27 protein-coding genes, 1 tRNA gene and 1 riboswitch are annotated in these 25,645 nt (G+C 58.9%); of the genes, 12 read left to right on the top strand and 16 right to left on the bottom strand.

What is annotated here, in order from left to right; translation table 11 throughout:
• Positions 1–64 precede the first annotated feature (64 nt).
• From cmk to miaB, 9 genes are all read right to left on the bottom strand, one after another.
• Positions 65–670, bottom strand: a complete 606-nt coding sequence (cmk, locus tag BMY55_RS03955; RefSeq protein ID WP_091428470.1) for a (d)CMP kinase — start codon at positions 668–670, stop codon at positions 65–67.
• Positions 667–2,019: a 3-phosphoshikimate 1-carboxyvinyltransferase gene (aroA, locus tag BMY55_RS03950; protein ID WP_091428468.1), complete on the bottom strand. Its 1,353-nt coding sequence runs from the start codon at positions 2,017–2,019 to the stop codon at positions 667–669. Before aroA ends, cmk begins: the two co-directional genes overlap by 4 nt.
• A 142-nt stretch (positions 2,020–2,161) precedes the next feature.
• On the bottom strand, positions 2,162–2,890 hold the full coding sequence (trmB, locus tag BMY55_RS03945) for a tRNA (guanine(46)-N(7))-methyltransferase TrmB (RefSeq protein ID WP_091428467.1): 729 nt from the start codon (positions 2,888–2,890) through the stop codon (positions 2,162–2,164).
• 81 nt (positions 2,891–2,971) lie between these two features.
• The gene (metK, locus tag BMY55_RS03940; RefSeq protein WP_091428465.1) at positions 2,972–4,138 is read right to left on the bottom strand and encodes a methionine adenosyltransferase; all 1,167 of its coding nucleotides are present in this window, start codon (positions 4,136–4,138) and stop codon (positions 2,972–2,974) included.
• Between the two features lie 6 nt (positions 4,139–4,144).
• Positions 4,145–4,194, bottom strand: a riboswitch (SAM-SAH riboswitch).
• 33 nt (positions 4,195–4,227) lie between these two features.
• Entirely contained in the window at positions 4,228–5,754 is a 1,527-nt protein-coding gene (gene lnt / locus BMY55_RS03935; protein ID WP_091428463.1) for an apolipoprotein N-acyltransferase, read from the bottom strand.
• Positions 5,747–6,649 carry a hemolysin family protein gene (locus BMY55_RS03930; protein WP_091428462.1) on the bottom strand — a complete coding sequence of 301 codons (903 nt, stop codon included), beginning with the start codon at positions 6,647–6,649 and terminating at the stop codon, positions 5,747–5,749. Before BMY55_RS03930 ends, lnt begins: the two co-directional genes overlap by 8 nt.
• Before the next feature lie 35 nt (positions 6,650–6,684).
• Positions 6,685–7,179 carry an rRNA maturation RNase YbeY gene (gene ybeY / locus BMY55_RS03925; protein ID WP_091428460.1) on the bottom strand — a complete coding sequence of 165 codons (495 nt, stop codon included), beginning with the start codon at positions 7,177–7,179 and terminating at the stop codon, positions 6,685–6,687.
• A 1-nt stretch (position 7,180) separates the two neighbouring features.
• Positions 7,181–8,233, bottom strand: a complete 1,053-nt coding sequence (locus BMY55_RS03920) for a PhoH family protein (RefSeq protein ID WP_091428458.1) — start codon at positions 8,231–8,233, stop codon at positions 7,181–7,183.
• A 109-nt stretch (positions 8,234–8,342) separates the two neighbouring features.
• On the bottom strand, positions 8,343–9,674 hold the full coding sequence (gene miaB, locus BMY55_RS03915) for a tRNA (N6-isopentenyl adenosine(37)-C2)-methylthiotransferase MiaB (protein ID WP_091432000.1): 1,332 nt from the start codon (positions 9,672–9,674) through the stop codon (positions 8,343–8,345).
• A 147-nt stretch (positions 9,675–9,821) separates the two neighbouring features.
• Here miaB and BMY55_RS03910 point away from each other — a divergent pair, with 147 nt between their 5' ends.
• Positions 9,822–10,685 carry a glycosyltransferase family protein gene (locus BMY55_RS03910; protein WP_091428456.1) on the top strand — a complete coding sequence of 288 codons (864 nt, stop codon included), beginning with the start codon at positions 9,822–9,824 and terminating at the stop codon, positions 10,683–10,685.
• 119 nt (positions 10,686–10,804) lie between these two features.
• Positions 10,805–11,233 carry an FKBP-type peptidyl-prolyl cis-trans isomerase gene (locus BMY55_RS03905; RefSeq protein ID WP_091428454.1) on the top strand — a complete coding sequence of 143 codons (429 nt, stop codon included), beginning with the start codon at positions 10,805–10,807 and terminating at the stop codon, positions 11,231–11,233.
• Positions 11,234–11,329: 96 nt separating this feature from the next.
• Here the strand turns inward: BMY55_RS03905 and irrA are convergent, their stop codons facing one another.
• On the bottom strand, positions 11,330–11,746 hold the full coding sequence (gene irrA / locus BMY55_RS03900) for an iron response transcriptional regulator IrrA (protein ID WP_091428452.1): 417 nt from the start codon (positions 11,744–11,746) through the stop codon (positions 11,330–11,332).
• Positions 11,747–11,950: 204 nt separating this feature from the next.
• Between irrA and fabA the strand changes: the two genes are divergently transcribed.
• The 9 genes from fabA to BMY55_RS03855 all read left to right on the top strand — a co-directional run bounded on the left by fabA (position 11,951) and on the right by BMY55_RS03855 (position 20,969).
• Complete coding sequence (gene fabA / locus BMY55_RS03895) at positions 11,951–12,460, top strand: bifunctional 3-hydroxydecanoyl-ACP dehydratase/trans-2-decenoyl-ACP isomerase (protein WP_091428450.1); 510 nt, start codon at positions 11,951–11,953, stop codon at positions 12,458–12,460.
• A 62-nt stretch (positions 12,461–12,522) separates the two neighbouring features.
• Positions 12,523–13,752, top strand: a complete 1,230-nt coding sequence (fabB, locus tag BMY55_RS03890) for a beta-ketoacyl-ACP synthase I (RefSeq protein WP_091428448.1) — start codon at positions 12,523–12,525, stop codon at positions 13,750–13,752.
• A 27-nt stretch (positions 13,753–13,779) separates the two neighbouring features.
• On the top strand, positions 13,780–14,568 hold the full coding sequence (locus BMY55_RS03885) for an enoyl-ACP reductase FabI (protein ID WP_091428446.1): 789 nt from the start codon (positions 13,780–13,782) through the stop codon (positions 14,566–14,568).
• Positions 14,569–14,710: 142 nt separating this feature from the next.
• Positions 14,711–15,538: an alpha/beta fold hydrolase gene (locus tag BMY55_RS03880; RefSeq protein ID WP_091428445.1), complete on the top strand. Its 828-nt coding sequence runs from the start codon at positions 14,711–14,713 to the stop codon at positions 15,536–15,538.
• Entirely contained in the window at positions 15,535–16,506 is a 972-nt protein-coding gene (locus BMY55_RS03875; protein WP_091431998.1) for a threonine ammonia-lyase, read from the top strand. Before BMY55_RS03880 ends, BMY55_RS03875 begins: the two co-directional genes overlap by 4 nt.
• A 12-nt stretch (positions 16,507–16,518) precedes the next feature.
• On the top strand, positions 16,519–17,736 hold the full coding sequence (locus BMY55_RS03870; protein WP_091428443.1) for an endonuclease/exonuclease/phosphatase family protein: 1,218 nt from the start codon (positions 16,519–16,521) through the stop codon (positions 17,734–17,736).
• Entirely contained in the window at positions 17,736–18,530 is a 795-nt protein-coding gene (gene pcaD, locus BMY55_RS03865) for a 3-oxoadipate enol-lactonase (RefSeq protein ID WP_245744759.1), read from the top strand. Before BMY55_RS03870 ends, pcaD begins: the two co-directional genes overlap by 1 nt.
• Before the next feature lie 99 nt (positions 18,531–18,629).
• Positions 18,630–19,721 (top strand): zinc-binding dehydrogenase, encoded by a 1,092-nt coding sequence (locus BMY55_RS03860; RefSeq protein ID WP_091431996.1) that lies wholly within the window; start codon positions 18,630–18,632, stop codon positions 19,719–19,721.
• 9 nt (positions 19,722–19,730) lie between these two features.
• A complete protein-coding gene (locus BMY55_RS03855) occupies positions 19,731–20,969 on the top strand; it encodes a mandelate racemase/muconate lactonizing enzyme family protein (protein WP_091428440.1) in 1,239 nt (412 codons plus the stop codon).
• Here the strand turns inward: BMY55_RS03855 and BMY55_RS03850 are convergent.
• The 6 genes from BMY55_RS03850 to lepA all read right to left on the bottom strand — a co-directional run bounded on the left by BMY55_RS03850 (position 20,970) and on the right by lepA (position 25,380).
• A tRNA-Arg gene (locus BMY55_RS03850) sits at positions 20,970–21,046 on the bottom strand.
• A 55-nt stretch (positions 21,047–21,101) separates the two neighbouring features.
• Complete coding sequence (locus BMY55_RS03845) at positions 21,102–21,281, bottom strand: CTP synthetase (protein WP_091428439.1); 180 nt, start codon at positions 21,279–21,281, stop codon at positions 21,102–21,104.
• 74 nt (positions 21,282–21,355) lie between these two features.
• On the bottom strand, positions 21,356–21,550 hold the full coding sequence (locus tag BMY55_RS03840) for a hypothetical protein (protein WP_091428437.1): 195 nt from the start codon (positions 21,548–21,550) through the stop codon (positions 21,356–21,358).
• A gap of 46 nt (positions 21,551–21,596) precedes the next feature.
• Positions 21,597–22,103 (bottom strand): PhnA domain-containing protein, encoded by a 507-nt coding sequence (locus BMY55_RS03835; RefSeq protein ID WP_091428436.1) that lies wholly within the window; start codon positions 22,101–22,103, stop codon positions 21,597–21,599.
• A gap of 550 nt (positions 22,104–22,653) precedes the next feature.
• On the bottom strand, positions 22,654–23,151 hold the full coding sequence (locus BMY55_RS03830; RefSeq protein WP_091428434.1) for a hypothetical protein: 498 nt from the start codon (positions 23,149–23,151) through the stop codon (positions 22,654–22,656).
• A gap of 429 nt (positions 23,152–23,580) precedes the next feature.
• Positions 23,581–25,380: a translation elongation factor 4 gene (gene lepA, locus BMY55_RS03825; RefSeq protein WP_091428432.1), complete on the bottom strand. Its 1,800-nt coding sequence runs from the start codon at positions 25,378–25,380 to the stop codon at positions 23,581–23,583.
• Between the two features lie 83 nt (positions 25,381–25,463).
• Between lepA and BMY55_RS16875 the strand changes: the two genes are divergently transcribed.
• Positions 25,464–25,634 carry a hypothetical protein gene (locus tag BMY55_RS16875; protein ID WP_177179282.1) on the top strand — a complete coding sequence of 57 codons (171 nt, stop codon included), beginning with the start codon at positions 25,464–25,466 and terminating at the stop codon, positions 25,632–25,634.
• Positions 25,635–25,645: the final 11 nt, after the last annotated feature.

Genomic DNA, 25,645 nt, shown 5'->3' with positions numbered 1-25,645 from the left:
GAACAAGACAGCTATGAACCCACATTAACGGTGGCAACCAGCGCGCCCACATGCCTGCTATGAGCTATCGGCATGCCTCGATCACCGCCACAGCTTTCGCGACAGCTTGGTCGATCGACATTTCGGATGTGTCGATGGTAATCGCATCATCGGCAGGTTTCAGCGGCGCTTCGGCGCGGTCGCTGTCGCGCTTGTCGCGCTCGATCACATCGGCCAGCACGTCTTCGCGTGTGACGTCCAGACCCTTGTCGGCCAGTTCAAGATAACGTCGCTCGGCACGCACTTCGGCGCTGGCGGTAACAAAAAGCTTCGCTTGCGCATCCGGGCAGATCACGGTGCCGATATCGCGCCCGTCCAGCACGGCCCCACCATCGCGGACCGCAAAGTCGCGCTGGAACGTGACAAGCGCCGCGCGCACGTCAGGCAGGACCGCAACCCGGCTGGCAGCCTGCGCCACCTCGGGAGTGCGCAAATCGCCCTCAAGATCCTTTGGAGTCAGCGCCTTCGCTGCCTGCACCGGATCACCGCCCGCCAGCACTTTCGCCCCGACCGCCCGATACAGAAGCCCCGTGTCCAGATGAGCGAACCCGAAATGCGCGGCCACGGCCTTGGAAATTGTGCCTTTTCCCGCAGCGGCAGGTCCGTCTATGGCAACCGTGAACCGGGTCATGTGTTCGTCCTGACCAATTGGGCACCCAGACCCGCCATCAGAGGTTCGAACCCCGGGAAACTGGTGGCGATCGGACTGCCATCGTCCAGATGGATGGGTTTCTGCGATGCCATGCCAAGGCAGGCAAAGCTCATCGCGATGCGGTGGTCCAGCACCGTGGCAACGGTAGCCCCACCACGCACGCCCTCCGGTCCCATCCCATCCACGGCCCACCAATCCTCGCCTTCTTCAACCACGACGCCAGCGGCGCGCAAACCCTTGGCCATGGCGTCGATCCGGTCACTTTCCTTCACACGCAGTTCATGCACGCCGGGCATGTTGGTGGTGCCGGTGGCGAAGGCCGCGACGACCGACAGAATCGGGTATTCGTCAATCATGCTGGCGGCCCGTTCCGGGGGCACCACTATGCCTTTCATATGGGGCGAATAGCGCGCGTGCAGATCAGCGACGGGTTCGCCACCCTCTGTGCGCTCGTTCTCAAACGTCAGGTCCGCGCCCATGTCTTGCAGTGTATAAAACAGACCGGCGCGGGTCGGGTTCAGCCCGATGTTGGGCACCAGCACCTCTGATCCCGGCACAATCAGCGCAGCGCAGACCGGAAACGCAGCCGAGCTGGGGTCACGCGGCACGACAATGGATTGCGGCTTTAGCTCCGGCTGGCCGGTCAGGGTGATCACGTGACCTTCGTCGGTGTCTTCCACAGTGATCTCGGCCCCGAAACCTGCCAGCATCCGTTCGGTGTGGTCACGGGTGGCTTCTTTTTCGATCACCACCGTCTTTCCTGGCACGTTGAGACCGGCCAGCAGCACAGCCGATTTTACTTGCGCAGACGCCATGGGCGTGGTGTAGCGCACCGCGATCGGTTGGCGTGCACCCACGACGGTCATGGGCAAACGGCCCCCGTCACGCCCGTAGCTTTGCGCCCCGAAAAGTGCGATCGGGTCGGTGACACGCCCCATCGGACGCGCCCGTAGAGAAGCATCGCCGGTGAAGGTAGCCGTTATCGGTTGTGTTGCCATCGCGCCCATGATCAGGCGCACGCCGGTGCCCGCGTTGCCACAATCAATGACTTGTTCAGGTTCGGCAAATCCGCCCACGCCCACCCCGTTCACACGCCATTCGCCCTCGCCCACGCGTTCGACATCAGCGCCAAAGGCGCGCATTGCATCCGCGGTGCCCAGCACATCCTCGCCTTCCAAAAGACCGGTGATATGAGTTTCCCCCACCGCCATCGCACCAAGGATCAGCGAACGGTGGCTGATCGACTTATCGCCTGGCACGCGCGCCTCGCCCTTCAGCGGGCCGCATTTGCGCGAGGTCATGGGGATGGCAGGGCCGTGTCCGGACATATGTCTTCTCCTGTAATCTGCGAATTCTGATAGCGTAGACATTTGGGTGAAGCCAGAGCGAAAGGGGCCTTGCCCCTCGGCCCCTCGATATTCGAGTGGCCTCACCCCAGGATATTTTGGGCCAGAAGAAACACCGGGGTGGTCAGAGCCGGCGGAAGGTCAGATAGTGCGGGATGCGCCCTTCGCGCAGGGCTTTTTGCTCGTAGCGGGTCGAAATCCAGTCGTCCCAGGGATCGCGCCAGTCCGAGGGGCGTTCGTCCAGCCATTCAAAGCCTGCGCGCGGAACCTCTTCCAGTGTTTGGCGCACGTAATCGGGGATGTCGGTGGCCACGCGAAACTCGGCCCCCGGTTTTAACACGCGGTGGAAGGGGTTGAGGTATTCGGGCGTGACGAAGCGGCGGCGGTGGTGTCGTTTCTTGGGCCATGGGTCCGGGTAGAGCAGGAAGGCTTTGTCGATGCTGTGCTCTGGCAGCACGTCAAACAAGTCACGCACATCGCCGGGATGCACGGCAATGTTCTCGCATCCCGCCTTGCGGATCTTGCCCAAAAGCATGGCGACGCCGTTGATGTATGGCTCGCAGCCAATAATCCCCACCTCCGGGTTGGTGGCGGCCTGATGCACCATATGTTCGCCGCCGCCAAAGCCCGTTTCCAGCCAGACGGGTTTGCCGTCGAAAAGGGCATTCAGGTTAAGCGGAGTCCGGTCGGGATTATCGTCCCAATCGACCGCGCCGGGACTGAGGGCAGCGAGATCCTTGTCCAGGTATTCCTGCTGGCTGTCACGCAGGCCTTTGCCCTTCAGGCGGCCATAGAAATTGCGCCACGGCGCGCCCGAGCGGTGCTTGTTCTGTGTGGGGTCATCTTGTGTCATGGCCGCGGCTATGCCGTGCAAGGGTCGGCCGCGTCAAGAGACGGGCCGCCCTTTGGCGTTCATTCACAATGGCGATCCGGGTCATACGGCCTTTTGCAAGGCATCGACGAGATCGGTCTTTTCCCAACTGAACCCGCCATCTGCATCGGGGGCGCGACCAAAATGGCCATAGGCGGCAGTACGTTCATAGATCGGCTTGTTCAGGCCAAGATGTTCGCGAATGCCACGGGGGGTCAAATTCATGACTTGATCTATCGCCCTCTCTATCTCTGCTTCGTCAACCTCGCCGGTGCGGTGGGTGTCCACGAGAATGGACAAGGGGTGGGCCACGCCGATGGCATAGGACAGTTGCAGCGTGCAGCGTTTCGCCATGCCGGCAGCCACGATGTTCTTCGCCAGATAACGCGCGGCATAAGCGGCCGAGCGGTCGACCTTGGTCGGATCCTTGCCGGAAAACGCGCCGCCGCCATGTGGCGCCGCGCCACCATAGGTGTCTACGATGATCTTGCGGCCCGTCAGACCTGCATCGCCATCCGGGCCGCCGATCACGAACTTGCCGGTCGGGTTCACGTGCCAAACAGTATTATCCGTCAACCAGCCTTCGGGCAGCACGTCGCGAATATGCGGGGCCACACGTTCGCGCACGTCATCCGGGGTCATCGAGGCATCCAGATGTTGCGTGGACAAAACAAGCGATGTGACTTCGACCGGCAGGTCGTTCTCATACCGCACAGAAAGCTGTGATTTGGCGTCCGGACCCATCCAGCCTTCGGTGCCGTCTTTGCGCAGTTCTGCCAGTCGACGCAAGATGGCGTGGCTGTATTGCAGCGGTGCCGGCATCAGGTCGTCGGTCTCGATCGTGGCATAGCCGAACATGATGCCCTGATCGCCCGCGCCTTCATCCTTGTTCTGGGCGGCGTCCACACCCTGGGCGATGTCTGCGGATTGCGCATGCAGGAAACTGTCGACGTTCAGGTTGGCCCAATGGAACCCTTCCTGTTCATAGCCGATGTCGCGGACACATTCGCGCGCGATATCTTCCACTCGCTGGATCACGCTGGCCGGGCCGCGCACCTCGCCGCCGATGACCACGCGGTCAGTGGTGGCGAAGGTTTCACAGGCCACACGAGCTTGCGGGTCTTCAGTCAGAAAAGCGTCAAGGATGGCGTCCGAGATGCGATCACAGACTTTGTCGGGATGGCCTTCGGATACGGATTCCGAAGTGAAAACGTGGTTCTTACGTGTCATGAAAAGTGCTCCGATGGTTAAGCCCACACCACGTCAGGAAGCCGTTGTGGCGGGATATGCCTTGGCGTTACATGGCAAACCGACTGCGGTCAACGCGCTTTTACGACGCGCCGCGCAAACAGGCCGCACAATGCAACAATGATCAGCACCGCCAATGGTATGTCACCATAGCGAGAATACGGCGTCGGTGGCTCGGCACCCGGCAGGCGCGCATCCAGAAAGCCCGCTTGCCCCAACGGTATTGTTGCGCGCAACTGACCGCGCGGGTCGATCACCGCCGATACACCCGTATTGGCAACCCTGATAACGGGAAGGCCAAACTCGATCGCGCGATAGCGGGCCTGAGCGAGGTGTTGGTAGGGCATCGAATAGTCGCCAAACCACGCATCGTTGGTCGCATGTAAGATCCAGTCGGCCCGCTCGGGTGCCGACCGGATATCGCGCGGAAACACCGCCTCGTAGCAAATGAGCGGCAGGACTGAGCCTGCCACCCCAACATCCAGCACCTGCGCGCCCGGACCCGCAGAATAACCATTTCCGACGCGCGAAGCGAAAGCACTTATGCCAAATTGCTCTAGCCAATCACCAAGCGGGATATATTCGCCAAACGGCACCAGATGATGTTTGTCATAAGTCGCCTGAACCTCGCCGGTCGGGCCAACAAGCGCCAGACTGTTGAAATACTGCAACCCATCGCCGCGTTGCACACCGAACATGACCAGCGCACCCTTTGCCGCTTCGGCAATATCGACGCGCAGAGTGTCAGTCCATTCCAGCAAGGTAGGAACGGCTGTCTCTGGCCAGATCACCAGATCAGGGCGAGGTTGCCCGGGCGCCGGGTCGGCAGCGGTAAAATCAATCTGACGAGTGACGAAATCATAGGCGTAGCGGGGATCCCATTTAAGGTGTTGCGGCGCGTTCGGCTGAACAAGTCGCAATGTTGCATCGCGATCCGCGGGTAACTGCTTCTGCCCCCGAGACACGCCGATGGTCAAAGCGCCCATCGCGATGACCGCACCCAGCGTCAACAGTATGAGGCGCGCGCGGAGACCCTGTCCCTGCTCCACAATTTTCGCCATCAACGCCGCCATGAATAGGGTCAACGCCCCCAATCCGCTGGCCCCGATATACGCGGCCAATTGAGCAAACGGCGTCTCGATCCAGACATGCCCCGGATTGCCCCAGGGAAACCCGGTAAACAGCCATCCACGGATCATCTCGGCCCCGGTCAGGGCCAGCGCAAGCGACAACCAGTGCAGGGAAGTCGGTGCGATACGATGCGACAGGCCCGCCGCAATAGCCCAGAGAAGCGCAAGACCCGCCGCCATGAATAAAAGTGCGAAAGGTGCCATCCAGCCGTACCGGGCAGCATCAACCAAAAAGGGTTCAACAAGCCATGAAAGCGTCACGCCGAAATAGCCGATGCCCAGACCCCAAGCGCGTAATGCGGCTTGCTTCGGACGGTCGCCTTTCAGGATGATGTAAGTTGCAGCGGCAAGCCCGATCAGGGTGAATATGGGCCAGTCAAACGGGGCGTGTCCCAGCGCAGCCACAGCACCCATGATGCTGGTGGCGATCACCGCCCGGACAGATGCCAGACGGCTGGGCTTAGTCATCGCGTTTCGCTGGGATCCGAACGCGTAGACGTTTGATCCTGCGCGGGTCTGCGTCAACAACCTCGATCTCGGGTCCGGCTGGATGTGCGATCACCTCACCGCGCGCGGGGACGTGACCGGACAACACAAACACCAAACCGCCCAGCGTGTCGACCTCTTCATCATCGATGTCTTCGCCATGAAGCCCAAACCCGATTTCCGCTTCAAATTCGTCCAGAGGCGTCTTGGCCTCGGCCAGATAACAGCCCGGTTTCTCTTCGATCCACAAAGCGCCTTCTTCAAGGTCGTGCTCATCCTCGATCTCGCCAAGCACCTGTTCGATCAAGTCCTCAATGGTTACAAGCCCGTCGACGCCGCCATATTCATCGATAACCAATGCCATGTGAATCCGTTCTGTCTGCATCTTCTGCAACAGAACACCAATCGGCATCGAGGGTGGCGCATAGAGAAGCGGGCGCAACAATTTGCGCAACGCGAAGACCGGTATCTTGACACCCGCATTGCCGTTGAAGCCGTAATTCAGAGCAAGGTCTTTCAGGTGAACCAGCCCGATTGGCGTGTCCAATGTGCCGTCAAACACGGGCAGTCGCGTCAGACCACTTTCGCGAAACAGCGCAACCAGTTCGTCTTTCTCAATATCCAACGGGGCCGAGACGATCTCTGCCTTGGGAACCATCACATCCTCGACCCGCATACGGCGCAGGTTCATCATGCCAGGTGTGACAAATGGGGACACGCCGTTTGCGACAGCGGGTGCGTTCTGAGGTGGCTCGTTCACCGTATCCGAGGGGCTGAGTGCCCCGACGATACGACCGAAAAAACCGGTCCTGCTACTTTCGGTTTCACTTGGCGCGCTCTGCGCTGCCTCAGAAGAACCGTCTTCGGTGTCGCCCATCTTTCCTTTTCCATATTCGCGCGAAATTGCGCAGGTTATCCTTCATATGGGTCTGAAATGCCCATCTTGCCAAGGATTTCAACCTCCAGCCCCTCCATCAGGGCTGCATCTTTGTCGTCTATGTGATCATAACCCAACAGATGCAATATCCCATGGACCAATAAATGGGTCACATGAGCGGGGAATTTCTTACCCTGCGCAGCAGCTTCGCGCTGACAGGTGTCATATGCAATGGCTATATCGCCGAGTTCCGGGCCCGATGGCGGATGCGGTGCGCCGCCGGGCTGGTCGGTCGCCCGATCTTCGGACGGCCAGGACAGAACGTTGGTCGGCGCGGGATTTTTGCGAAAGTCACCATTCAGCGCGGCGATCCGTGTATCATCACAGGCCAGCAGACTGACCTCGAACACCTCGCCGTCGGGCGGCGTCAGGGATAGATGATCGGTCACGGCCAGCGCTGCCTGACCAGCCAACAGGTCCAGTTCCGCCGCTATCCAGCGTTCATCTTCGATCACCAGTTCAACGTTCATATCAGCGATCGCGCCGCTCGCGCTCTGTCTTTTTGGCCATCGCTTTCTGCGCCGCCTCGTCATAAGCCTCGATGATCCTGGCGACAAGCGGATGGCGCACAACGTCTTTCGAGGTGAAGTAGTTGAATGCGATCTTGTCGATGCCTTTCAACAGTCCCTCGGCGTCACGCAACCCGCTATCGACACCACGTGGCAGATCAATCTGAGTGCGGTCGCCGGTGATCACCATGCGCGAGCCTTCGCCCAGCCGGGTCAAAAACATCTTCATCTGCATGGTCGTCGCGTTCTGCGCTTCATCCAGCACGACATAGGCGTTTGCCAAGGTGCGCCCGCGCATGAAGGCCAATGGCGCGATCTCGATCCGCTTTTCTTCGATCAGCTTGGCCACCTGTTTACCGGGCAGAAAATCATTCAACGCGTCGTAAAGCGGCTGCATGTAGGGATCGACCTTGTCCTTCATGTCGCCGGGCAGATAGCCCAGCTTTTCGCCTGCTTCCACCGCCGGGCGGCTAAGGATCAAGCGATCCACATGCCCCCCCAGAAACATGTTCACGCCCACGGCCACGGCCAGATAGGTCTTGCCGGTGCCAGCCGGGCCAATCCCGAAGGCCAGTTCGTTCTGAAACAGGTTCTGAACATAGGCTTTCTGCGCCTCGGTGCGCGGTTCAACTGTTTTCTTGCGGGTCTTGATCTCGACCGCGCCACCCTTGAACATCTCCATCTGGTCGCCGTCGCGGGTGCCGGTGCCCTCGTCCGACCCGCCCATGCGAATCTCGGCGTCGATGTCACCGGCTTCGATTCCCTTGCCGCTTTCCAGACGCTGATACAGTGCTTGCAACACTTCGACGGCTTTCGTGCGCGCACTGGCTTCGCCAAACACGGCAAGCTGATTGCCGCGTCGCACGATCTGCACGCCCAGATGGCTTTCGATATGGGTCAGGTTTTTGTCAAACTCACCGCACAGGTCGATCAACAGGCGGTTGTCGGGAAATTCAAGCAGCGCTTCTTCGGCCGTCGAGGCGTCGGGCGCAGCGGTCAGGTTTTCAAATCCCAATACGGGGTCTCCTGGTCAGATCCTATGGGGTGATGGTGCCAAGTGCGGAAGGCGGGCGCAAGCCCCCTTCGAAAATCTTCACGAATTCGACACAATAGCGGAGGCGAGCCTACACAACCAATTCGCCCGCAAGCGAGTTGGTGCTGCTTTCTACGATCTTCACACGCCGCAGCTCTCCGACCTGCCCGTCCGGGGCATGGACATGCACGGCATGAAGATGGTCGGATTTACCTACCATCTGCCCGTCAAGCCGCCCTTTCTTTTCAAACAGCACACCGACTTCTTTGCCGACCATGCTCTGCTGAATGCTGCGTTGCTGGTCCGTCAGAAGTGCCTGCAAGCGGTGCAGACGATCTGTCGCCACTGCATCGTCCACAAGCGCACGCTCTGCCGCCGGGGTGCCGGGACGGGTCGAATATTTGAAGCTATAGGCCTGTCCGTAATTCACTTCGCGGATCAGGGACATCGTATCCTCGAAATCCTGATCATCTTCTTCGGGGAAGCCGACAATGAAATCGCCCGACAGCAGAATATCGGGGCGCGCTTCGCGGATGCGTTCGATCAGGCGCAGATAGCTGTCGGCGGTATGGCTGCGGTTCATCCGTTTCAGTATCTTGTCGGACCCGGATTGCACGGGTAGATGCAGATAGGGCATCAGCTTCGCACATGTGCCGTGCGCTTCGATCAGATCATCATTCATGTCATTCGGATGCGACGTGGTGAAGCGGATTCGCTCCAACCCGTCAATCGTGTCGAGCGCCCAGATCAGGCGCGCCAGCGACCAATCGCCCCCCTCGCCTGCACCGTGATAGGCGTTGACGTTCTGCCCCAGAAGGGTGATTTCGCGCACGCCACGCTCAACCAGATCGTGCGCTTCGCGCAAGATGCGGTCAACCGGGCGGCTGACTTCGGCTCCACGTGTATAAGGCACGACGCAGAAGGCGCAGAACTTGTCGCAGCCTTCCTGCACGGTCAGAAACGCCGACGGGTTGCGCATGGCTTTCTTGGCCCCGTGCCGCCCGGGCAGGTGTTCAAACTTGTCTTCCTCGGGAAAATCGGTGTCCATCGCCTTTTCGCCTTTCGCCACCTGCGCCATCATCTGTGGCAGGCGGTGATAGGTTTGCGGACCGACCACCAGATCGACCAGCGGCTGGCGGCGCATGATCTCTTGGCCCTCGGCCTGCGCCACGCAACCCGCCACGCCGATTTTCAGATCGGGTTTGTCCGCCTTCAGACCTTTGAAGCGACCAAGCTCGGAGTAGACCTTCTCGGCCGCTTTCTCGCGAATATGACAGGTATTGAGCAGGATCATATCCGCATCATCCGGCGTGTCGGTTTCGATATAGCCATCCGCGCCCAGCGCCTCGGCCATACGTTCGCTGTCATAGACATTCATCTGGCAGCCATAGGTGCGAATGAAGAGTTTTTTCTGGTCGGACATGACGCGCATTTCCTGCTGGATAAGGCTGTGGATCAGGTCCCGTGTCCTATAGCAAAGCGGAACATGCCGCAACGCTTGCAAAAGGCTTTGATTTCATAGCATTTTGGCGCAGATGCCGCAGAATCCTGTGGTTGGGAAGAGCGCACGATGCGGTATGATGGCCTGACAGATTTCCTGAGCACCGGTGCCAAGGCACTGGCCAAAGGGCCTGTCGCGATGATCTTCGTTGAAGATCTGGTTGAGGTGGACAGCACCATCACCCACCACCAGAATGCCGGATTTTCCGAGATTCTGGTGTTCGCTCCTGACGTGCTGGACCTGCCCGACGCGCTGGAGAAGACGATCCACCGGATCCCTTATGTGATCGCCCACGAAGGGGCTTTGGAACACGCGGTCAACAAAGTCATCGACGCCGCGCCCGGCATCTGGCTCTACTACTGTTTCAACGCCGAGTATCTGTTTTATCCATTCTGCGAAACACGGTCTATCGGAGAGCTTCTGGCCTTTCATGCGGAAGAACGCCGCGACGCGGTGCTGACCTATGTTGTCGATCTTTATGCCGACGATTTGTCGCGGCATCCCAATGCTGTGGCGCTGGATCATGCCTTTCTGGACAAGTCCGGCTATTACGCATTGGGTCGCCCTGACGAAGACGGCACCCCGCGCGAACGTCAGTTGGACTTCTTTGGGGGGCTGCGTTGGCGGTTCGAGGAACACATTCCGACCGCGCGCCGGAAAATCGACCGAATCTCGGTCTTTCGCGCGAAGAAGGGACTGAAGCTGCGTCCCAACCACACCTTCAGCGATGAAGAATACAATACCTATGCCTGCCCGTGGCATAACAATATCACGGTCGCGATCGCCAGCTTTCGAACCGCCAAGGCGTTGAAATCCAATGCGGGATCAACCTTCGAGATTTCAAGCTTCAAGTGGCACAATTCGACCCAATTCAAATGGACGTCGCAACAACTTCTGGACCTTGGGCTGATGGAACCGGGGCAGTGGTTTTAGGCATCTGAAGACGCCTCCCTTTACATCCCGTTTCAAACCTTTAGGGTCGGCCCATCACACGAGCACCCGCGCAGCAAGCGGCCTCGTCCACCAATCCCCCCTTACATTACGAGGCATTTATGACCGAAGTCACATCCGGCGCAACCGTGCGCATTCACTACACTGGCACGCTTGAAGACGGCACCGTATTCGACAGCTCCGAAGGTCGCGATCCGTTGGAATTCACGGTCGGGTCTGGCATGATTATTCCGGGCTTGGACAAGGCCCTGCCGGGTATGGCCGTTGGCGAGAAGAAGCAGGTCACCATCGCCCCGGAAGAAGCCTATGGCCCGCGTCAGGAAGAGGCGCTTCTGGAAGTGCCGCGCGGTGATATTCCGGCGGAAATTCCGCTTGAGGTCGGTTTGCAACTTCAAATGACCGGGCAACAGGGCCAACCGGTTCCGGTGACAGTGACTGAGATGACAGAGGAAAGCGTGACGCTGGACGCCAATCACGCGCTGGCCGGTCAAACGCTGATCTTCGACTTCGAGGTGGTCAGCGTTGCCTGAGCGGCCTTGATTGAACAGGGCGCGCGCTGTGCGCGCGTCCGAGGGGCTTTGCCCCTCACCCCAGGATATTTTTGGCCAGAAGAAACAGGTTTGCGTTTATTTCCGGCGCAACCGGATCACCACATCGACCTTTGCAATCTCAGTCCCGGCGGGCGCTGTGGGGAGTTGCGAGATTTTGAGGTCCTCGTCCGGCGCATCCATCAATTCTTCTGTGTCTTCCCAGAAAAAATGCGGGTGATTGGTGACATTGGTGTCGAAATAGCTGCGGGCACCATTCACCGTGATCTCGCGCAGAAGCCCGGCTTCCGAGAACACGCGAAGTGTATTATAGACCGTGGCAAGCGAGACCCGTTCATCGCTGTCGCGCGACGCCTCATACAGGCTTTCCGCAGTCACGTGCCGATGCTGACCGTCGCCAATCAGAAGCTGCGCCAACGAAAGCCTTTGCCGCGTCGGACGCAGGCCTGCGCTTGCCAGCCATGTCGCTTCGGTCGTGTCACCGTTTTGGTCCATCGGGTCGTCGTCTCGTCCGCTGTGATCAAAAGTCCATGTTGAATATAGGGGCTGAGGCGGCAAAGTGCCAATTAATTCTGATCGGGCAGTGTGGCTGCGCTGCCGCGCCCGCCCGCCCCTCACCCTCCGCCTGCCCTTGCGTCCGGCTTGGGCCGGGTGATAGAGGGTGAAGGGAAGGAAAATACAAGATATGGGGCGGAGGGAATGGCGGATTATCCGACGAGTTTCGATAAGGAAGGTCTTCTGAAATGTGCGCGGGGCGAGTTGTTTGGCCCCGGCAATGCACAGCTTCCGGCCCCCCCTATGCTGATGATGGACCGCATTACGGATATTTCAGGGGATGGCGGAGCGCATGGCAAAGGGCATGTGATTGCCGAGTTCGACATCACCCCCGACCTTTGGTTCTTTGACTGTCACTTCCCCGGCAATCCGATCATGCCCGGCTGCCTTGGGCTTGATGGCTTGTGGCAACTTACGGGCTTCAATCTGGGCTGGCGCGGCTGGCAGGGGCGCGGGTATGCGCTGGGTGTGGGCGAGGTCAAACTGACCGGCATGGTGCGTCCGGATCGCAAGATGCTGACCTACAAGATCGATTTCACCAAGGCGATCCAGACCCGGCGGTTGACCATGGGCGTTGCTGACGGGATTGTGGAAGCCGACGGAGAAGTGATCTATCAGGTCAAGGATATGAAAGTCGCCCTGTCGGAAAGCTGACGGGACAACAGGATTTCCGGTGTCGGGCGCTGCCTGCCACTGGCACGCGAAGGAGTGCGCATATGCGTCGTGTCGTCGTTACCGGTCTGGGCATCGTCTCGGCCATCGGGAACAACAAGAACGAGGTTCTGGCCTCGCTCAAGGCTGGCAAATCCGGCATCACCGCCAATCAGGACATGATCGACCACGGGTTCCGCAGCCAGGTTGCCGGCAAACCCGATATCGACATTTCCGCGCATGTGGACAAGCGCGCGCTTCGGTTCATGGGGCCAGGTGCGGCCTATGCGCATATCGCGATGACCCAGGCGATTGCCGATGCCGGGCTGGGCGAGGATGACATCGTGAACCCGCGCACAGGGCTGGTTGCCGGGTCGGGCGGACCATCGACCAGTGCGATGTTTGCCGCGCATCAGACCGCCTTGAAGACCGGGGCGACCAAGCGGATCGGGCCGTTCGCGGTGCCGAAATGTATGGGGTCGACGATCTCCGCAAACCTTGCGACTGCGTTCAAGATCAAGGGAATCAATTATTCGATCACGTCCGCCTGTTCGACGTCGCTGCATTGCATCGGCAATGCAGCCGAGCAGATCATGATGGGCAAGCAGGACATGATGTTCGCAGGCGGGGGCGAGGAACTCGACTGGACCTTGTCTTGCCTGTTTGACGCGATGGGCGCGATGTCTTCGAAATACAATGACACGCCCGAAAAGGCGTCGCGCGCTTTTGATGCGAACCGCGACGGGTTCGTCATTGGAGGTGGTGGAGCAATATTGGTCTTGGAGGACCTTGAACACGCAAAAGCGCGCGGTGCGAAGATCTATGCCGAAGTCACCGGCTATGGTGCCACGTCGGACGGCCACGACATGGTTGCCCCGTCGGGTGAAGGCGGCGAACGTGCAATGCGGCTTGCCCTGCAATCCCTGCCTGATACGCGAAAAGTGGGATATATAAACGCCCACGGCACCTCGACCCCCGTTGGTGATGTCGGAGAAGTGGAAGCCGTGCGGCGTGTCTTCGGCGAGGGAACAACCCCGCCCATCAGCTCGACGAAGTCGATGACGGGCCACAGCCAGGGCGCCACCGGCGCACAAGAGGCCGTGTATTGCCTGTTGATGCTGGAACACGATTTCATCACACCTTCGATCAATGTCGAGGAGTTGGACCCAGCCATCAAACCCGCCGAGATTGCCACCGAACTTGTCGAAAACGCCGGGCTAGATACTGTGATGACCAACAGTTTCGGGTTCGGTGGGACCAATGGCTCGATGCTTTTAAGCAAATATCGCGACTGATGATTGAAACAGAATTGAGGGACTGACATGGCAGGGCTTATGCAAGGAAAACGCGGCCTCATCATGGGGGTTGCCAATAACCGTTCAATCGCGTGGGGCATCGCGCAGGCGATGGCAAATGAAGGTGCAGAGCTTGCGTTTTCGTACCAGGGCGATGCGTTCGGACAACGTGTTCAGCCACTGGCGGCATCAGTCGGGTCTGATCTCTTGGTTGATATGGATGTGACCAATGACGACGCGCTGGACAGGGGGTTCGATGCGCTGTGGTCCAAGTGGGACAGTATCGACTTTCTGGTCCACGCCATTGCCTATTCCGACAAGAACGAACTGACGGGCCGGTTCGTCGATACCAGCCGCGCAAACTTCAAGAACTCGATGGATATCAGTTGCTATTCCTTGATCGAGGTTGCGCGCCGCGCCGCGCCCAAGATGACGGACGGCGGCACGATCCTGACCCTGACCTATGGCGGGTCCAACCGTGTGACGCCGTTCTATAACGTCATGGGGGTGGCCAAGGCGGCGCTGGAGGCGTCGGTCCGCTATCTGGCCAACGACCTTGGCCCCGATGGTATCCGCGTGAATGCGATTTCCCCTGGCCCGATGAAAACGCTTGCGGGTGCGGCCATTGGCGGGGCGCGCAAGACGTTCCGACATACGGAAGCAAACTCGCCCATGCGGCAGAACGCGACGCTGGAAAGCATTGGGGGAACTGCGGTTTATCTGGCGTCTGAATATGGCGCATGCACAACCGGCGAGATCATCACCGTCGATTGCGGTTTTCATGTGCTTGGGATGCCCCAGCCTGAGAATCTCTGACCGGAAAATCACCATTATCTGACTTGCCGAACACCCGCCGTCTTTGGCGAGTGTTTTGGTCTGGTGACATCGACGCCTTCTGCTTGCACCCCTTTCCCAACCGGTGCTTACTGGCGCAAACAAGTTTCGACGGGGAACGGATATGGACAACTTTATCGCACGGGATGGCCTGACGCTGGCCTATCGGGATGAAGGCGAAGGGCTGCCGGTTTTGGCGCTGTCCGGGCTGACCCGCAATTCGGACGATTTCAATTTTGTTGCCCCACATCTGTCACGTATCCGCTTGATCCGCATGGATTATCGCGGCCGTGGTGCGTCGGATTGGGGTCCGTATCAGACATACACCGTTCCGCAGGAAGCCGACGACGCGCTGATGCTACTGGACCATCTGGGCATTGATCGGGCTGCGATCCTTGGCACATCGCGCGGGGGGTTGATCGCGATGGGGATCGCCGTTGCCGCGAAAAACCGTTTGCTGGGGGCGTGCCTGAACGACATCGGCCCGGTGATCGACCCGCGCGGGCTGGACTATATCAAGGGCTTCATAGGCCGCCAGCCAACCGCCCGGTTTTACAAAGACGCAGCCCAAGCACGCGCCCAGATCATGGAAGCAGCGGGCTTTCGAAATGTCCCGGCCCAGCGTTGGAACGCCGAAGTGCGTCACCTGTATTCGCAGACCGAAACCGGGCTGAAGAACCGGTACGACCCAGCCCTGCGCGAGGCTGTTCTGGAAGCAGGCGCACAACCGGCGCCCGACCTCTGGCCCTATTTCGATGCTCTGCAAGGTCTGCCGGTGGCGTTGATCCACGGGGAAAACTCGGACATTTTGAACGATGGCACCGTCGAAGAGATGCGGCGCCGAAACCCCGACCTTCGCTATGGACGCGTTGCGGACCGTGGTCACGTTCCTTTTCTGGACGAACCCGAAGCGTTGGAAACGATTCACGAGTGGTTGGAGGATTTGCGGTGAATATCGACGATATCCGTGCCGCCAACGCCTGCCTTGAGGGGCATGTGCGTCGCACGCCTCTGCTCACATCTTCCTTCCTGGACGACATCGCCGGCCGGCGAGTTTTCGTGAAGCCCGAATGCCTGCAACATACGGGAAGTTTCAAGTTTCGCGGCGCATGGAATGCGATCTCGAAACTGTCGGACGCACAGCGCAAACAAGGCGTTATTGCCTTTTCATCGGGCAATCATGCGCAGGGTATCGCGATGGCGGCATCGGCGGCTGGTGCACCATCGGTCATCGTCATGCCGTCGGACGCCCCGCGTCAGAAGATCGACAACACCCGTGCGCTGGGGGGCGAGGTTGTGCTGTATGACCGAGCAGGTGAGGACCGGGACCAAATCGGAGCGCAATTGGCGTCCGAACGCGGACTGACCCTGATCAAGCCCTTCGACAATTTCGACGTGATCGCCGGGCAGGGCACGGTCGGGCTTGAGATTGCTACCCAAGCCCGCGCAATGGGCATCGAAAAGACCGCCGTGCTGGTTCCCTGTGGCGGGGGCGGACTGACCTCGGGCATCGCGCTGGCGTTGGAAGCAGACGCGCCCGGTTTCCGGGTGCACCCGGTCGAACCCGAGGGGTTCGACGATGTCGCCCGCTCGCTGCAATCGGGGCGGATCGAACGCAACCCGCGCTTGTCCGGGTCGATCTGTGATGCCATCATCACCCCATCGCCGGGCGATCTGACCTTTCCCATTCTGAAACGCCTCTGCGGCTCCGGCTTGTCCGTGCCCGACGAGGATTGCCTGCGCGCCATGTCTGCGGCGTTCAACCGCCTGAAGATCGTCATCGAACCGGGTGCGGCGGTGGCGCTTGCGGCCGCCCTGTTTCACGCCGATCAGATCGAAGGTGACACTGTCATCGCGGTTGTGTCCGGTGGCAATGTTGACGGGCCGGTCTTTGCGGGCGCATTGACCCGTTTTGCCTGATCGGAGGACCAAATGACTGATTTCACCATCGCCTCGTTCAATGTGAAGAACCTGATCGGACCGGATCAGGAATATTACGAGTTTCAAAGCTACACGCCCGAGGAATACGCGTGGAAACGTGACTGGATGGCCGATCAGTTGATGGCGCTGGATGCCGACATCATCGGCTTTCAGGAAATATTCGAAGAAGATGCGCTGCGCGATGTAATTGGAGAGGCAAACAAGCGCACCGCAGCCCTGAACGCGGCGACCATACCGGACAAATCCAAGGGCTATCACCGCAAGGCAATTTTTCGCAAACTGGCGATCCGGCCCTGGGATATGGATCATTTGGCTTTCGCCCCAAACGCGGCAGACGAAGGTCCCGGCCAACGCAGACCGGGCGTGGCGATCCTGTCCCGCTTCGGATTTTCCGAACCCCCGCAAGTCATTCAGGATTTGCCAGAGCCTCTGACTATCCCGTTCACCGCCCTGCGGGGCTTGGAGGGCGAGGCGGGTCATTATACGCTTCGGCGTCTGTCTCGCCCTGTATTGCGCGCCCGCATTCCGATCGGCGATCAGGTTGTCACCGTTTTCAACTGCCACCTGAAATCGAAACTAGGCGAGTTTATCCGTCCGCCCGGCGCAGGTTTTGCCCCCGAAGAAGACCTGACCAATTATGACCCGGTTGGGCGCGCTTTGGGTGCCGCGCGCGCTGCCATGCGCCGCATGGCCGAGGCTTGGGTGCTACGCAGCTTCATCGTTGAGGAACTGCGCCAGAACAATCCGGTCATGGTTCTGGGCGATTTCAACGATGGCGAACACGCGGTCAGTTCGGAAATCATCTCGGGCGAGGTGCCGTTCAAGAACTATTCGTGGATGTTACGACACGATGCAGAATCCGACCGCGACCGTTATACAAAAGAAGAAAGCATTCAGATCACGCGAGAAGTCGAGGCTGTTCGCCTCCACTCTGCCGAAAAGCTGTTTGTGCGAAAATCCTTGCGTGATATGGTTTATACTTCGGCTTTTGCCGGGGTGTTTGAAAGCATCGACCAGATCTATCTCAGCCGCCACTTCCACCCCGACAATGTCCAACGCATCGCGGATATGACCTATTTCAGTGTGCTGAACGACCACATCACCGATGGTTCGCACCCAGAGGCACCATATAACAAGCTGGCGTCGGACCATGGGCAGATCATGGCCTATCTGACCATGCGCGGGGATGAGGATCAGAAGCGCGGATGATCATCATCCCTGATGTTAACGACCTGAACCTGTATGTCGTCGAAAGCGGGTCGCAGGATGGCCCTGCCGTGGTCTTTGCACATGCGCTCGGGTCAGATCTGACAATGTGGGACGCTGTGGTGGCGAAGCTGCCGCAAAGCCTTCGCCTGATCCGGATGGACATGCGCGGCCATGGCAAAAGCCCCTGCCCTGATGACCCTTATCCTATGGGCGATTTGGTGGGCGATGCCGCGCGCTGTCTGGATCGGTTGGGTGTGAAGGACTGCGTGTTTGTCGGCCTGTCCATTGGCGGTATTATCGCGCAAGGGCTGGCCGCTGAACGGTTGGACCTTGTGCGCGGTTTGGTAATTTCGAACACTGCCGCCAAGATCGGCACGCCCGCCATCTGGGCGAACCGGATCAAGGCAGTGCGCGAGGGTGGGATCGACGCCGTGATTGATGCCAACATGCAACGCTGGTTTTCCCGTGCGACCCATCGTGACCATCCCGAAATCGTAGAGACCGCCCGCATCCGACTGCGCACCACACCCCTTGCCGGGTATCTGGGCTGTATGGCAGCGGTTGCAGACACCGATCTTTACGAAAGCACCGCCCGGCTGCGCCTGCCCACACTGGCGATTGCCGGATCTGAAGACGGTTCGATCCCCGCCGATCTGGTGCGTGAAACGGCGGGTCTGATCCCCGGCGCCCGGTTTCGTCTGATCCGGGGGGCAGGTCACATGCCCCCGGTGGAAAACCCCGATGAGTTCGCCCGCCTGCTGTCCGAGTTCCTGATCAGCATTGGCCACATCTGACCCGCCACATCGCTTTGCCTGCGCAGGGCAGTGCTTTGGCGCTTGGCAATCACCCCCGAACTGCGCCACCATGCCGGAAATCATGTTCAGGAGGTCCAGATGGACACAATCAAAGCCGCCGTCTGTCATGCGTTTGGCGAACCCCTTGTGGTCGAAGATATCTCTATCCGTGCACCTGAAGGCAGCGAAGTCGAAGTGACATTGGACGCGGTTGCCATTTGTCACAGCGACATAACCTATATGCAGGGCGATTGGGGCGGCTCGTTACCCGCTGTCTATGGTCATGAAGCCGCCGGGCGTATCAGTGCGTTGGGCAATCACGTCAGGGGTCTGTCAGTGGGCGAACCGGTCGTCGTGACATTAATCCGTGCCTGTCAGTCCTGCTCCAATTGCGCGTCGGGATCACCTGTGACCTGCACAACCCCCTATGACGGTGATCATGGGCCGATCAAAACGCAAGAGGGCGGCAAATTGCATCAGGCCATGGCCACCGGCGGTTTTGCCGAACGTGTGGTTGTGGAGCAAAGCCAAGTGGTTCGGATACCCGACGAAATGGCGATGGATGTCGCGTCACTTCTGGCCTGTGGCGTGATCACCGGCGTGGGGGCGGCCGTGAATGCCGCCAATATTCGCCCCGGAGAAGTCGTGGTGGTGATCGGAGCTGGCGGCGTCGGGCTGAACGCCATTCAAGGCGCGCGCATTGCCGGGGCGTCGCGCATCATCGCCGTCGACATGACCGAAGACAAGTTGGACACCGCTATTGAGTTCGGGGCAACCGACGGCGTTCTGGCAACCACGGAAGCACCCTGGAAATCAGCCTTCAAAGCTGCGGGGCGTGGGGCGGATGCGGTGCTTGTCACAGTCGGCGCGATCCCGGCCTATGACAGCGCCCCGCGCTATCTTGCAGCCGGTGGCAAGGTGGTGATGGTCGGCATGCCCCCTTCCGGCGGTCTATCCCAGTACGAACCAGTGATCCTTGCCGCCCTCGGCCAAGGCATGGTGGGCAGCAAGATGGGCGATGTGGTGATCCAACGGGACATTCCTTGGATGATAGACTTGTACCAGCAAGGTCGGTTGAAGCTGGACGAGTTGATCTCGGGACGCTGGCGTCTGGATCAGATCAACGAGGCGATCGCCGACACAAAATCCGGCGCGGCCCGGCGCAATGTCATCATCTTTGATCGCCGTTAGGAGGCTTTCATGCACCTGCAAGATCTTGAAATTTTCGTCGTCTCGCCACCCGCGCCGGGCTGGGGCGGGCGGTATTGGATTTTCGTCAAGCTGACCACCGATGACGGAGTTGTGGGTTGGGGCGAGGTTTATGCCGCAGCTGTCGGCCCCAACGCCATGCGCGCAGTCATCGAAGATGTATTTGCCCGCCACATGCTGGGCGAAAATCCCGAGAACATCGAGCTGATGTTTCGGCGCGCCTATTCCGCCGGGTTCACCCAACGCCCCGACCCCACCGTCATGGGTGCGTTTTCTGGCCTTGAAATCGCGTGTTGGGACATTCTGGGCAAGACCCGCGACAGACCTGTCTGGGCTCTCTTGGGCGGAAAGATGAACGAGAAACTGCGCAGCTATACCTACCTCTATCCCGATCCCGGCCATCCGCTGCCCGCGTTCTGGACCTCGCCCGACATGGCCGCCGAGGCCGCTGCAACCCGTGTGGCGCAGGGATTTACTGCCCTGAAATTCGACCCGGCCGGACCCTATACGATCCATTCAGGTCACATGCCCGCGATGCGCGATATTACGCGTTCGGTCGCGTTTTGCGCCGCCATTCGCGAGGCGGTTGGCGACAAGGCCGACCTTCTGTTTGGCACCCATGGGCAGTTCACCACAGGCGGCGCGATCCGTCTGGCGCAGGCTATCGCACCCTATTCACCGCTGTGGTTCGAGGAACCGATTCCGCCGGACAACATTGCCGAAATGGCAAAAGTGGCCCGCGCCAGCCCCGTTCCTGTCGCGACCGGAGAGCGCCTGACCACCAAGGCCGAATTCGCCGATGTTCTTCGCCAAGGCGCGGCTTCCATCCTGCAACCCGCCCTCGGACGCGTCGGCGGCATATGGGAAGCCAAGAAGATCGCCGCCATCGCCGAAGTGCACAACGCCCTCATCGCTCCCCACCTCTATGCTGGCCCAATCGAATGGGCCGCAAACATTCACCTTGGCACCTCGATCCCCAACCTTCTGATGGTTGAGACCATCGAACGGGGCGGCCACTTCCACCTTGCCTTGATTGGCAACACATTGCGCTGGGAAGATGGTTTCGTCATCGCGCCCGACGCGCCGGGGCTTGGGATCGAACCCGACGAAACGCTGATGCGCGCCCACCCCTATTCCGGTGACGGCCTGCATCTTGAACCGCAAGAAGCACCATGCAGCTACACGGACGAAAACTGCTTTGAAGGCGGGGCACCAGTGCGCAAGAGGTAATGGCGATCCCGGCAGGACTCGAACCTGCAACCCTCTGCTTAGAAGGCAGATGCTCTATCCAGTTGAGCTACGGGACCGCACGTCGAAGGCTTACCCCCGGCATAGCCCTCCTTTCAACCGCAAATCGACCGATCAGCCTTTGATTTGCTTGGCGACCACCCACGACACCGGCAGCGCGACGATGAAGCCCGCGACGGCGGCATAGATGATGGGCTGGGCGGTATCCATGCCGACGGTCAGCGCCGCGATGATGAAAATCCCGGCAAGCGTTGCGCCGAGCAGGATATAGATGACGGCGGCGAGACGGAACATGGCATTCTCCTTCGATACATTCGCGAATACGCAAGTGTTCTGCACCCGGCGCGCCCGCGCCTCTTTGATCTGGGTCAGTCGCCCAGCATTGCTTTTGCGACAAAGTAGCTCACCGGCAACCCGACCACGAACCCGACCGCCGCTGCGCCCAGCAGGGGCCACAGGCCGGACACGCCGTTGACCAGCGCGATCACAACCAGAACCGAGGCCAGCGTTGATCCGATGATCCCATAAAATGTCATGACGATCTTGAAAAGCGGTGAACGCATCAGGGGCCTCCTTGCCGGGCGACATAGCCGACAGACCCCGCCCTGCCTACTTCTTCTTCACGAACTGCGTCAGAATGACAATGCGCTGCCCTTCCACGCGCCCCTCGATATGCTCGGGGTTGTCCGCCACAAGGCTGATCCCTCGCACCGCAGTGCCGCGTTTTGCCGTGAACCCCGCGCCCTTCACGGGCAGGTCCTTGATCAACACCACGTTGTCGCCTTGGTTCAATGTCGCCCCGTTGGCATCCTTGTGCCGGGACGCGGCGGCCTGATTGTCGACCCATGTCTGCGTGTCCTCGTCCAGATACACCTGATCCAGCAAATCCTGCGCCCAAGGCGCGGCGATCCGCTTCAACATCCGAACCGAGAGGACCTGAACCGCCGCATCCTCGGACCACATCGAGGACGCAAGCCCCCGCCAATGATTTGCCTCGGGCGTGCCGTCGATCTGAGCGGCACAGGTGGCGCAGATATCAACCGAAGCGTCTGCGGGTCCGCCGGGAACAGGGAAGGATGAAAGAGGGGCGTCTGAGGCGCAGAGGGGGCAGGTCATGGGGGCTCCGGGGTTGGGTTGGGGATCTGTAGGGGGGAATGGGGTGGAGGGGAAGGGGAGTGGGAGTCACGCGGAAGTTTAGCGCATCGCTTCGGAGAGTGGCGAGACCCCTCACGAACGGGCGTCATGTTTGAAGTGGTGCGCGCCTTCGCGCGCACCGTAGTTACTTCCGCCGCGGGCCTTTGACTTCGTCCTGACTAAGAACGGATGCAGCGAGTTTCTTCGCATCGGCGGACGTTGGCTTCTTTTGACCAGACAGCACTTTTGACGCTAGCGTCGACAATTTCGACGATGATTGTTTTTTGGGCATTGTCATGCTCCTACTTGTTTAACTTCCAATAGGGATGATATGAATTGCCCACCGGGGTACCGTCGCTTTGCAACGTCAACCCGGCGGGACTTAGTTAGTCTCTTCTAGCCATAGGCATCGCGGTCCTTGCCGCCTCTCTTTTGGTTTATGATCTCTTCGTGCTTCCTAAGGCGTGTAGAAGAGAATCGATTGGTGGGCGCCCTCGAAAGAGGGTGCCTTACTTCTATTTCAAATCCATCGCTATGACAAGTGCCTGCCGGTCCCCTCTACTTCCGAGTAAGGCAAAGTGTAGGTGTCCGAAGATGGCGTTTGAAGCCTAGAGCTTTTTACTAATGTTTCCAATGATTTACTTAAGTTGCTTCCCATCGAAGTTTTGTAGAACCCCTTCGCCTCCTTCATTGCTGATAAGATATCCGACCTCCTAAACTCCTCCATTCCGCGCGTATGGTACAAATACGCGGCGGCGGCCATAACTAAATCGGAACCAGACTTAACTGACATTTTCACTGCAAAATCTGTTGCAGATAATTTGGATTGCACCGGAGATGCCACTTCCTGCGAAATGACGCCGGAACCGAAGGTATTGACCGCTCCGCCCACACCAACCGCAATATCTGGTAGATCTAGACCGACAAACTGCTCGACAATCGCGACCAAGCTTTCCGCGATAAACTCCTCCGAACCCTCAAACTGGATATCTAACGCACCCAACTTCAGGCTAATCTTTGAATTTTCCATAACAACTCCTCAGGGATATTTCACCCTTCTTTTATCACTACCTACCTACGCAATCAACAAACTTGACGTCAGCAATCCTGAATATGCAGATTGATTGCTAAATAATACTTTTATTTCAGTATGTTAAAAATTATACAATACTCACATATGGCATTCGACGCATCCCGCGCCGCATATCTTGCTACGCGTAAAGTAGGCAGCATGCAGCTGAAGCGGTGAACCTGTCGTCAGGAGTCTATTCGACAAAGCTTTGTATGGATTGGACAAGCAACCGGTCGAATTGAACACAAATATACCAATGAAACGCACGTAAGATCTTCTAATTAAACGACTTATAGTAGAGCAAGTTGGGGGTGCGCACGCGATTTGCTTCGCAATTTGCTGCCGCGCACTGAATGAAAAAGGCCGCTTACGCGGCCATTTTCATTCTCAATCGTCCATCTTTAGCGCGCTGATAAACGCTTCTTGCGGAATGTCCACTTTCCCGAATTGGCGCATTTTCTTTTTACCGGCCTTCTGCTTCTCCAGCAGTTTCTTCTTCCGGGTCGCGTCGCCGCCATAGCATTTCGCGGTCACGTCTTTGCGCAGGGCGGACAGCGTCTCGCGCGCGATGACCTTGCCGCCAATCGCCGCCTGGATCGGGATTTTGAACATGTGGCGGGGGATCAGGTCTTTCAGTTTTTCAACCATGGCGCGGCCACGCGTCTCGGCGCGGTCACGGTGAACCATGGTGGACAGCGCATCGACGGGTTCGTCATTCACAAGGATCGACATCTTGACCAGATTGTCCTCGCGATAGCCCAGCATTTGATAATCGAAGCTCGCGTAACCCTTTGTTACGGATTTCAGGCGATCATAGAAGTCGAACACAACTTCATTCAGCGGGAGGTCATAGACAACCATCGCGCGCGACCCGGCATAGGTCAGGTCAAGCTGGATACCGCGCCGGTCCTGGCACAGTTTCAGCACGTCGCCCAGATATTCATCGGGCACAAGGATCGTCGCCTTGATGCGCGGCTCTTCCAGGTGATCGACCGTTGACAGGTCGGGCATGTCGGCGGGGTTGTGCAACTCGTGCATCGTGCCGTCGCGCATATAAATGTGATAGATCACGCTGGGCGCGGTGGTGATCAGATCAATGTCATACTCACGCTCGATCCGGTCGCGGATCACCTCAAGGTGCAGCAGGCCAAGGAAGCCACAGCGGAAACCAAAGCCAAGTGCTGCCGAGGTCTCCATCTCATAGCTGAAAGACGCATCGTTCAGCGCGAGCTTTTCGATGCTGTCGCGCAGGTCTTCGAATTCTGCCGTGTCCACCGGGAACAGGCCACAGAACACCACGGGTTGCGAAGGTTTGAACCCCGGCAGCGCCTTGTCGGTCCCCTTCTTTTCGTGCGTGATCGTGTCGCCCACCCGCGTGTCGCGCACCTGCTTGATCGAGGCGGTCAAAAAGCCGATCTCGCCCGGCCCCAGTTCGTCAATCGGGACCATCTGCGGGGTGAACACACCGATCCGGTCCACCGGATAGACAGCATTGGTCGACAGCATGCGGATCCGCTCGCCCTTTTTCAGCTTGCCGTCAATCACCCGGATCAGGACGATGACGCCCAGATATGAATCATACCAGCTGTCCACCAGCATCGCCTTCAGCGGCGCGTCGGCATTGCCCTGTGGGGCGGGCAGGTGCTGGACAATAGCTTCCAGCGTTTCGTGGATGCCCTGCCCGGTCTTGGCGGACACCTGAATGGCGCCGGACGCGTCGATACCGATCACATCCTCGATCTGTTCCGCCACCCGGTCACAGTCAGACGCAGGCAGGTCGATCTTGTTCAGGATCGGCACAATCTCGTGATCCGCGTCAATGGCCTGATACACATTGGCCAGCGTCTGCGCCTCAACCCCTTGGGTCGAGTCCACGACGAGCAAAGACCCCTCAACGGCGCGCATCGAGCGGCTGACCTCATAGGCGAAATCCACGTGGCCGGGCGTGTCGATCAGGTTCAGAACATACGTCTCGCCATCGTCGGCGGTGTATGAAATCCGAACGGTGTTCGCCTTGATAGTGATCCCGCGTTCCCGCTCGATATCCATACTGTCGAGCATCTGCTCTTTCATATCCCGCAAGGACACGGTGTTCGTCTCTTGGATCAGACGGTCGGCAAGCGTGGATTTCCCGTGGTCGATATGGGCCACGATCGAGAAATTGCGGATGTGTTTCAGGTCGGTCATAGTGCAGCGTATTATAGGGATTTGAGGGACGGTCAAGCACCGTTGAGTTAGGCTCGACACTACACGAGCTAGAGGTTTCGAACATGAATGTAGAAGACGAGATTGAAGCCATTGAAAACAACAGGCGAAATCTAAAAGAGCAGTTAGCCGAGTTAGACCCGAAAACCACTTCGCATCTTTCGGATTGCAATCAACTTCGTGCACATTTTGAAACCTTGGAGAGAGAGATTTATGTGCAGTCGGGAGAAGTATAAACGGTTTTCGA

Source organism: Aliiroseovarius sediminilitoris (genome assembly GCF_900109955.1).
GTDB lineage: Bacteria > Pseudomonadota > Alphaproteobacteria > Rhodobacterales > Rhodobacteraceae > Aliiroseovarius > Aliiroseovarius sediminilitoris.
This window is presented reverse-complemented; position numbering and strand designations above follow the sequence as displayed.

Coding starts and splice junctions, on each gene's coding strand:
- cmk (WP_091428470.1), bottom strand. CDS start 670: ATGACCCGGTTCACGGTTGCCATAGACGGACCTGCCGCTGCGGGAAAA.
- aroA (WP_091428468.1), bottom strand. CDS start 2,019: ATGTCCGGACACGGCCCTGCCATCCCCATGACCTCGCGCAAATGCGGC.
- trmB (WP_091428467.1), bottom strand. CDS start 2,890: ATGACACAAGATGACCCCACACAGAACAAGCACCGCTCGGGCGCGCCG.
- metK (WP_091428465.1), bottom strand. CDS start 4,138: ATGACACGTAAGAACCACGTTTTCACTTCGGAATCCGTATCCGAAGGC.
- lnt (WP_091428463.1), bottom strand. CDS start 5,754: ATGACTAAGCCCAGCCGTCTGGCATCTGTCCGGGCGGTGATCGCCACC.
- BMY55_RS03930 (WP_091428462.1), bottom strand. CDS start 6,649: ATGGGCGACACCGAAGACGGTTCTTCTGAGGCAGCGCAGAGCGCGCCA.
- ybeY (WP_091428460.1), bottom strand. CDS start 7,179: ATGAACGTTGAACTGGTGATCGAAGATGAACGCTGGATAGCGGCGGAA.
- miaB (WP_091432000.1), bottom strand. CDS start 9,674: ATGTCCGACCAGAAAAAACTCTTCATTCGCACCTATGGCTGCCAGATG.
- BMY55_RS03910 (WP_091428456.1), top strand. CDS start 9,822: ATGCGGTATGATGGCCTGACAGATTTCCTGAGCACCGGTGCCAAGGCA.
- BMY55_RS03905 (WP_091428454.1), top strand. CDS start 10,805: ATGACCGAAGTCACATCCGGCGCAACCGTGCGCATTCACTACACTGGC.
- irrA (WP_091428452.1), bottom strand. CDS start 11,746: ATGGACCAAAACGGTGACACGACCGAAGCGACATGGCTGGCAAGCGCA.
- fabA (WP_091428450.1), top strand. CDS start 11,951: ATGGCGGATTATCCGACGAGTTTCGATAAGGAAGGTCTTCTGAAATGT.
- fabB (WP_091428448.1), top strand. CDS start 12,523: ATGCGTCGTGTCGTCGTTACCGGTCTGGGCATCGTCTCGGCCATCGGG.
- BMY55_RS03885 (WP_091428446.1), top strand. CDS start 13,780: ATGGCAGGGCTTATGCAAGGAAAACGCGGCCTCATCATGGGGGTTGCC.
- BMY55_RS03880 (WP_091428445.1), top strand. CDS start 14,711: ATGGACAACTTTATCGCACGGGATGGCCTGACGCTGGCCTATCGGGAT.
- BMY55_RS03870 (WP_091428443.1), top strand. CDS start 16,519: ATGACTGATTTCACCATCGCCTCGTTCAATGTGAAGAACCTGATCGGA.
- BMY55_RS03860 (WP_091431996.1), top strand. CDS start 18,630: ATGGACACAATCAAAGCCGCCGTCTGTCATGCGTTTGGCGAACCCCTT.
- BMY55_RS03855 (WP_091428440.1), top strand. CDS start 19,731: ATGCACCTGCAAGATCTTGAAATTTTCGTCGTCTCGCCACCCGCGCCG.
- BMY55_RS03845 (WP_091428439.1), bottom strand. CDS start 21,281: ATGTTCCGTCTCGCCGCCGTCATCTATATCCTGCTCGGCGCAACGCTT.
- BMY55_RS03840 (WP_091428437.1), bottom strand. CDS start 21,550: ATGCGTTCACCGCTTTTCAAGATCGTCATGACATTTTATGGGATCATC.
- BMY55_RS03835 (WP_091428436.1), bottom strand. CDS start 22,103: ATGACCTGCCCCCTCTGCGCCTCAGACGCCCCTCTTTCATCCTTCCCT.
- BMY55_RS03830 (WP_091428434.1), bottom strand. CDS start 23,151: ATGGAAAATTCAAAGATTAGCCTGAAGTTGGGTGCGTTAGATATCCAG.
- lepA (WP_091428432.1), bottom strand. CDS start 25,380: ATGACCGACCTGAAACACATCCGCAATTTCTCGATCGTGGCCCATATC.
- BMY55_RS16875 (WP_177179282.1), top strand. CDS start 25,464: ATGAATGTAGAAGACGAGATTGAAGCCATTGAAAACAACAGGCGAAAT.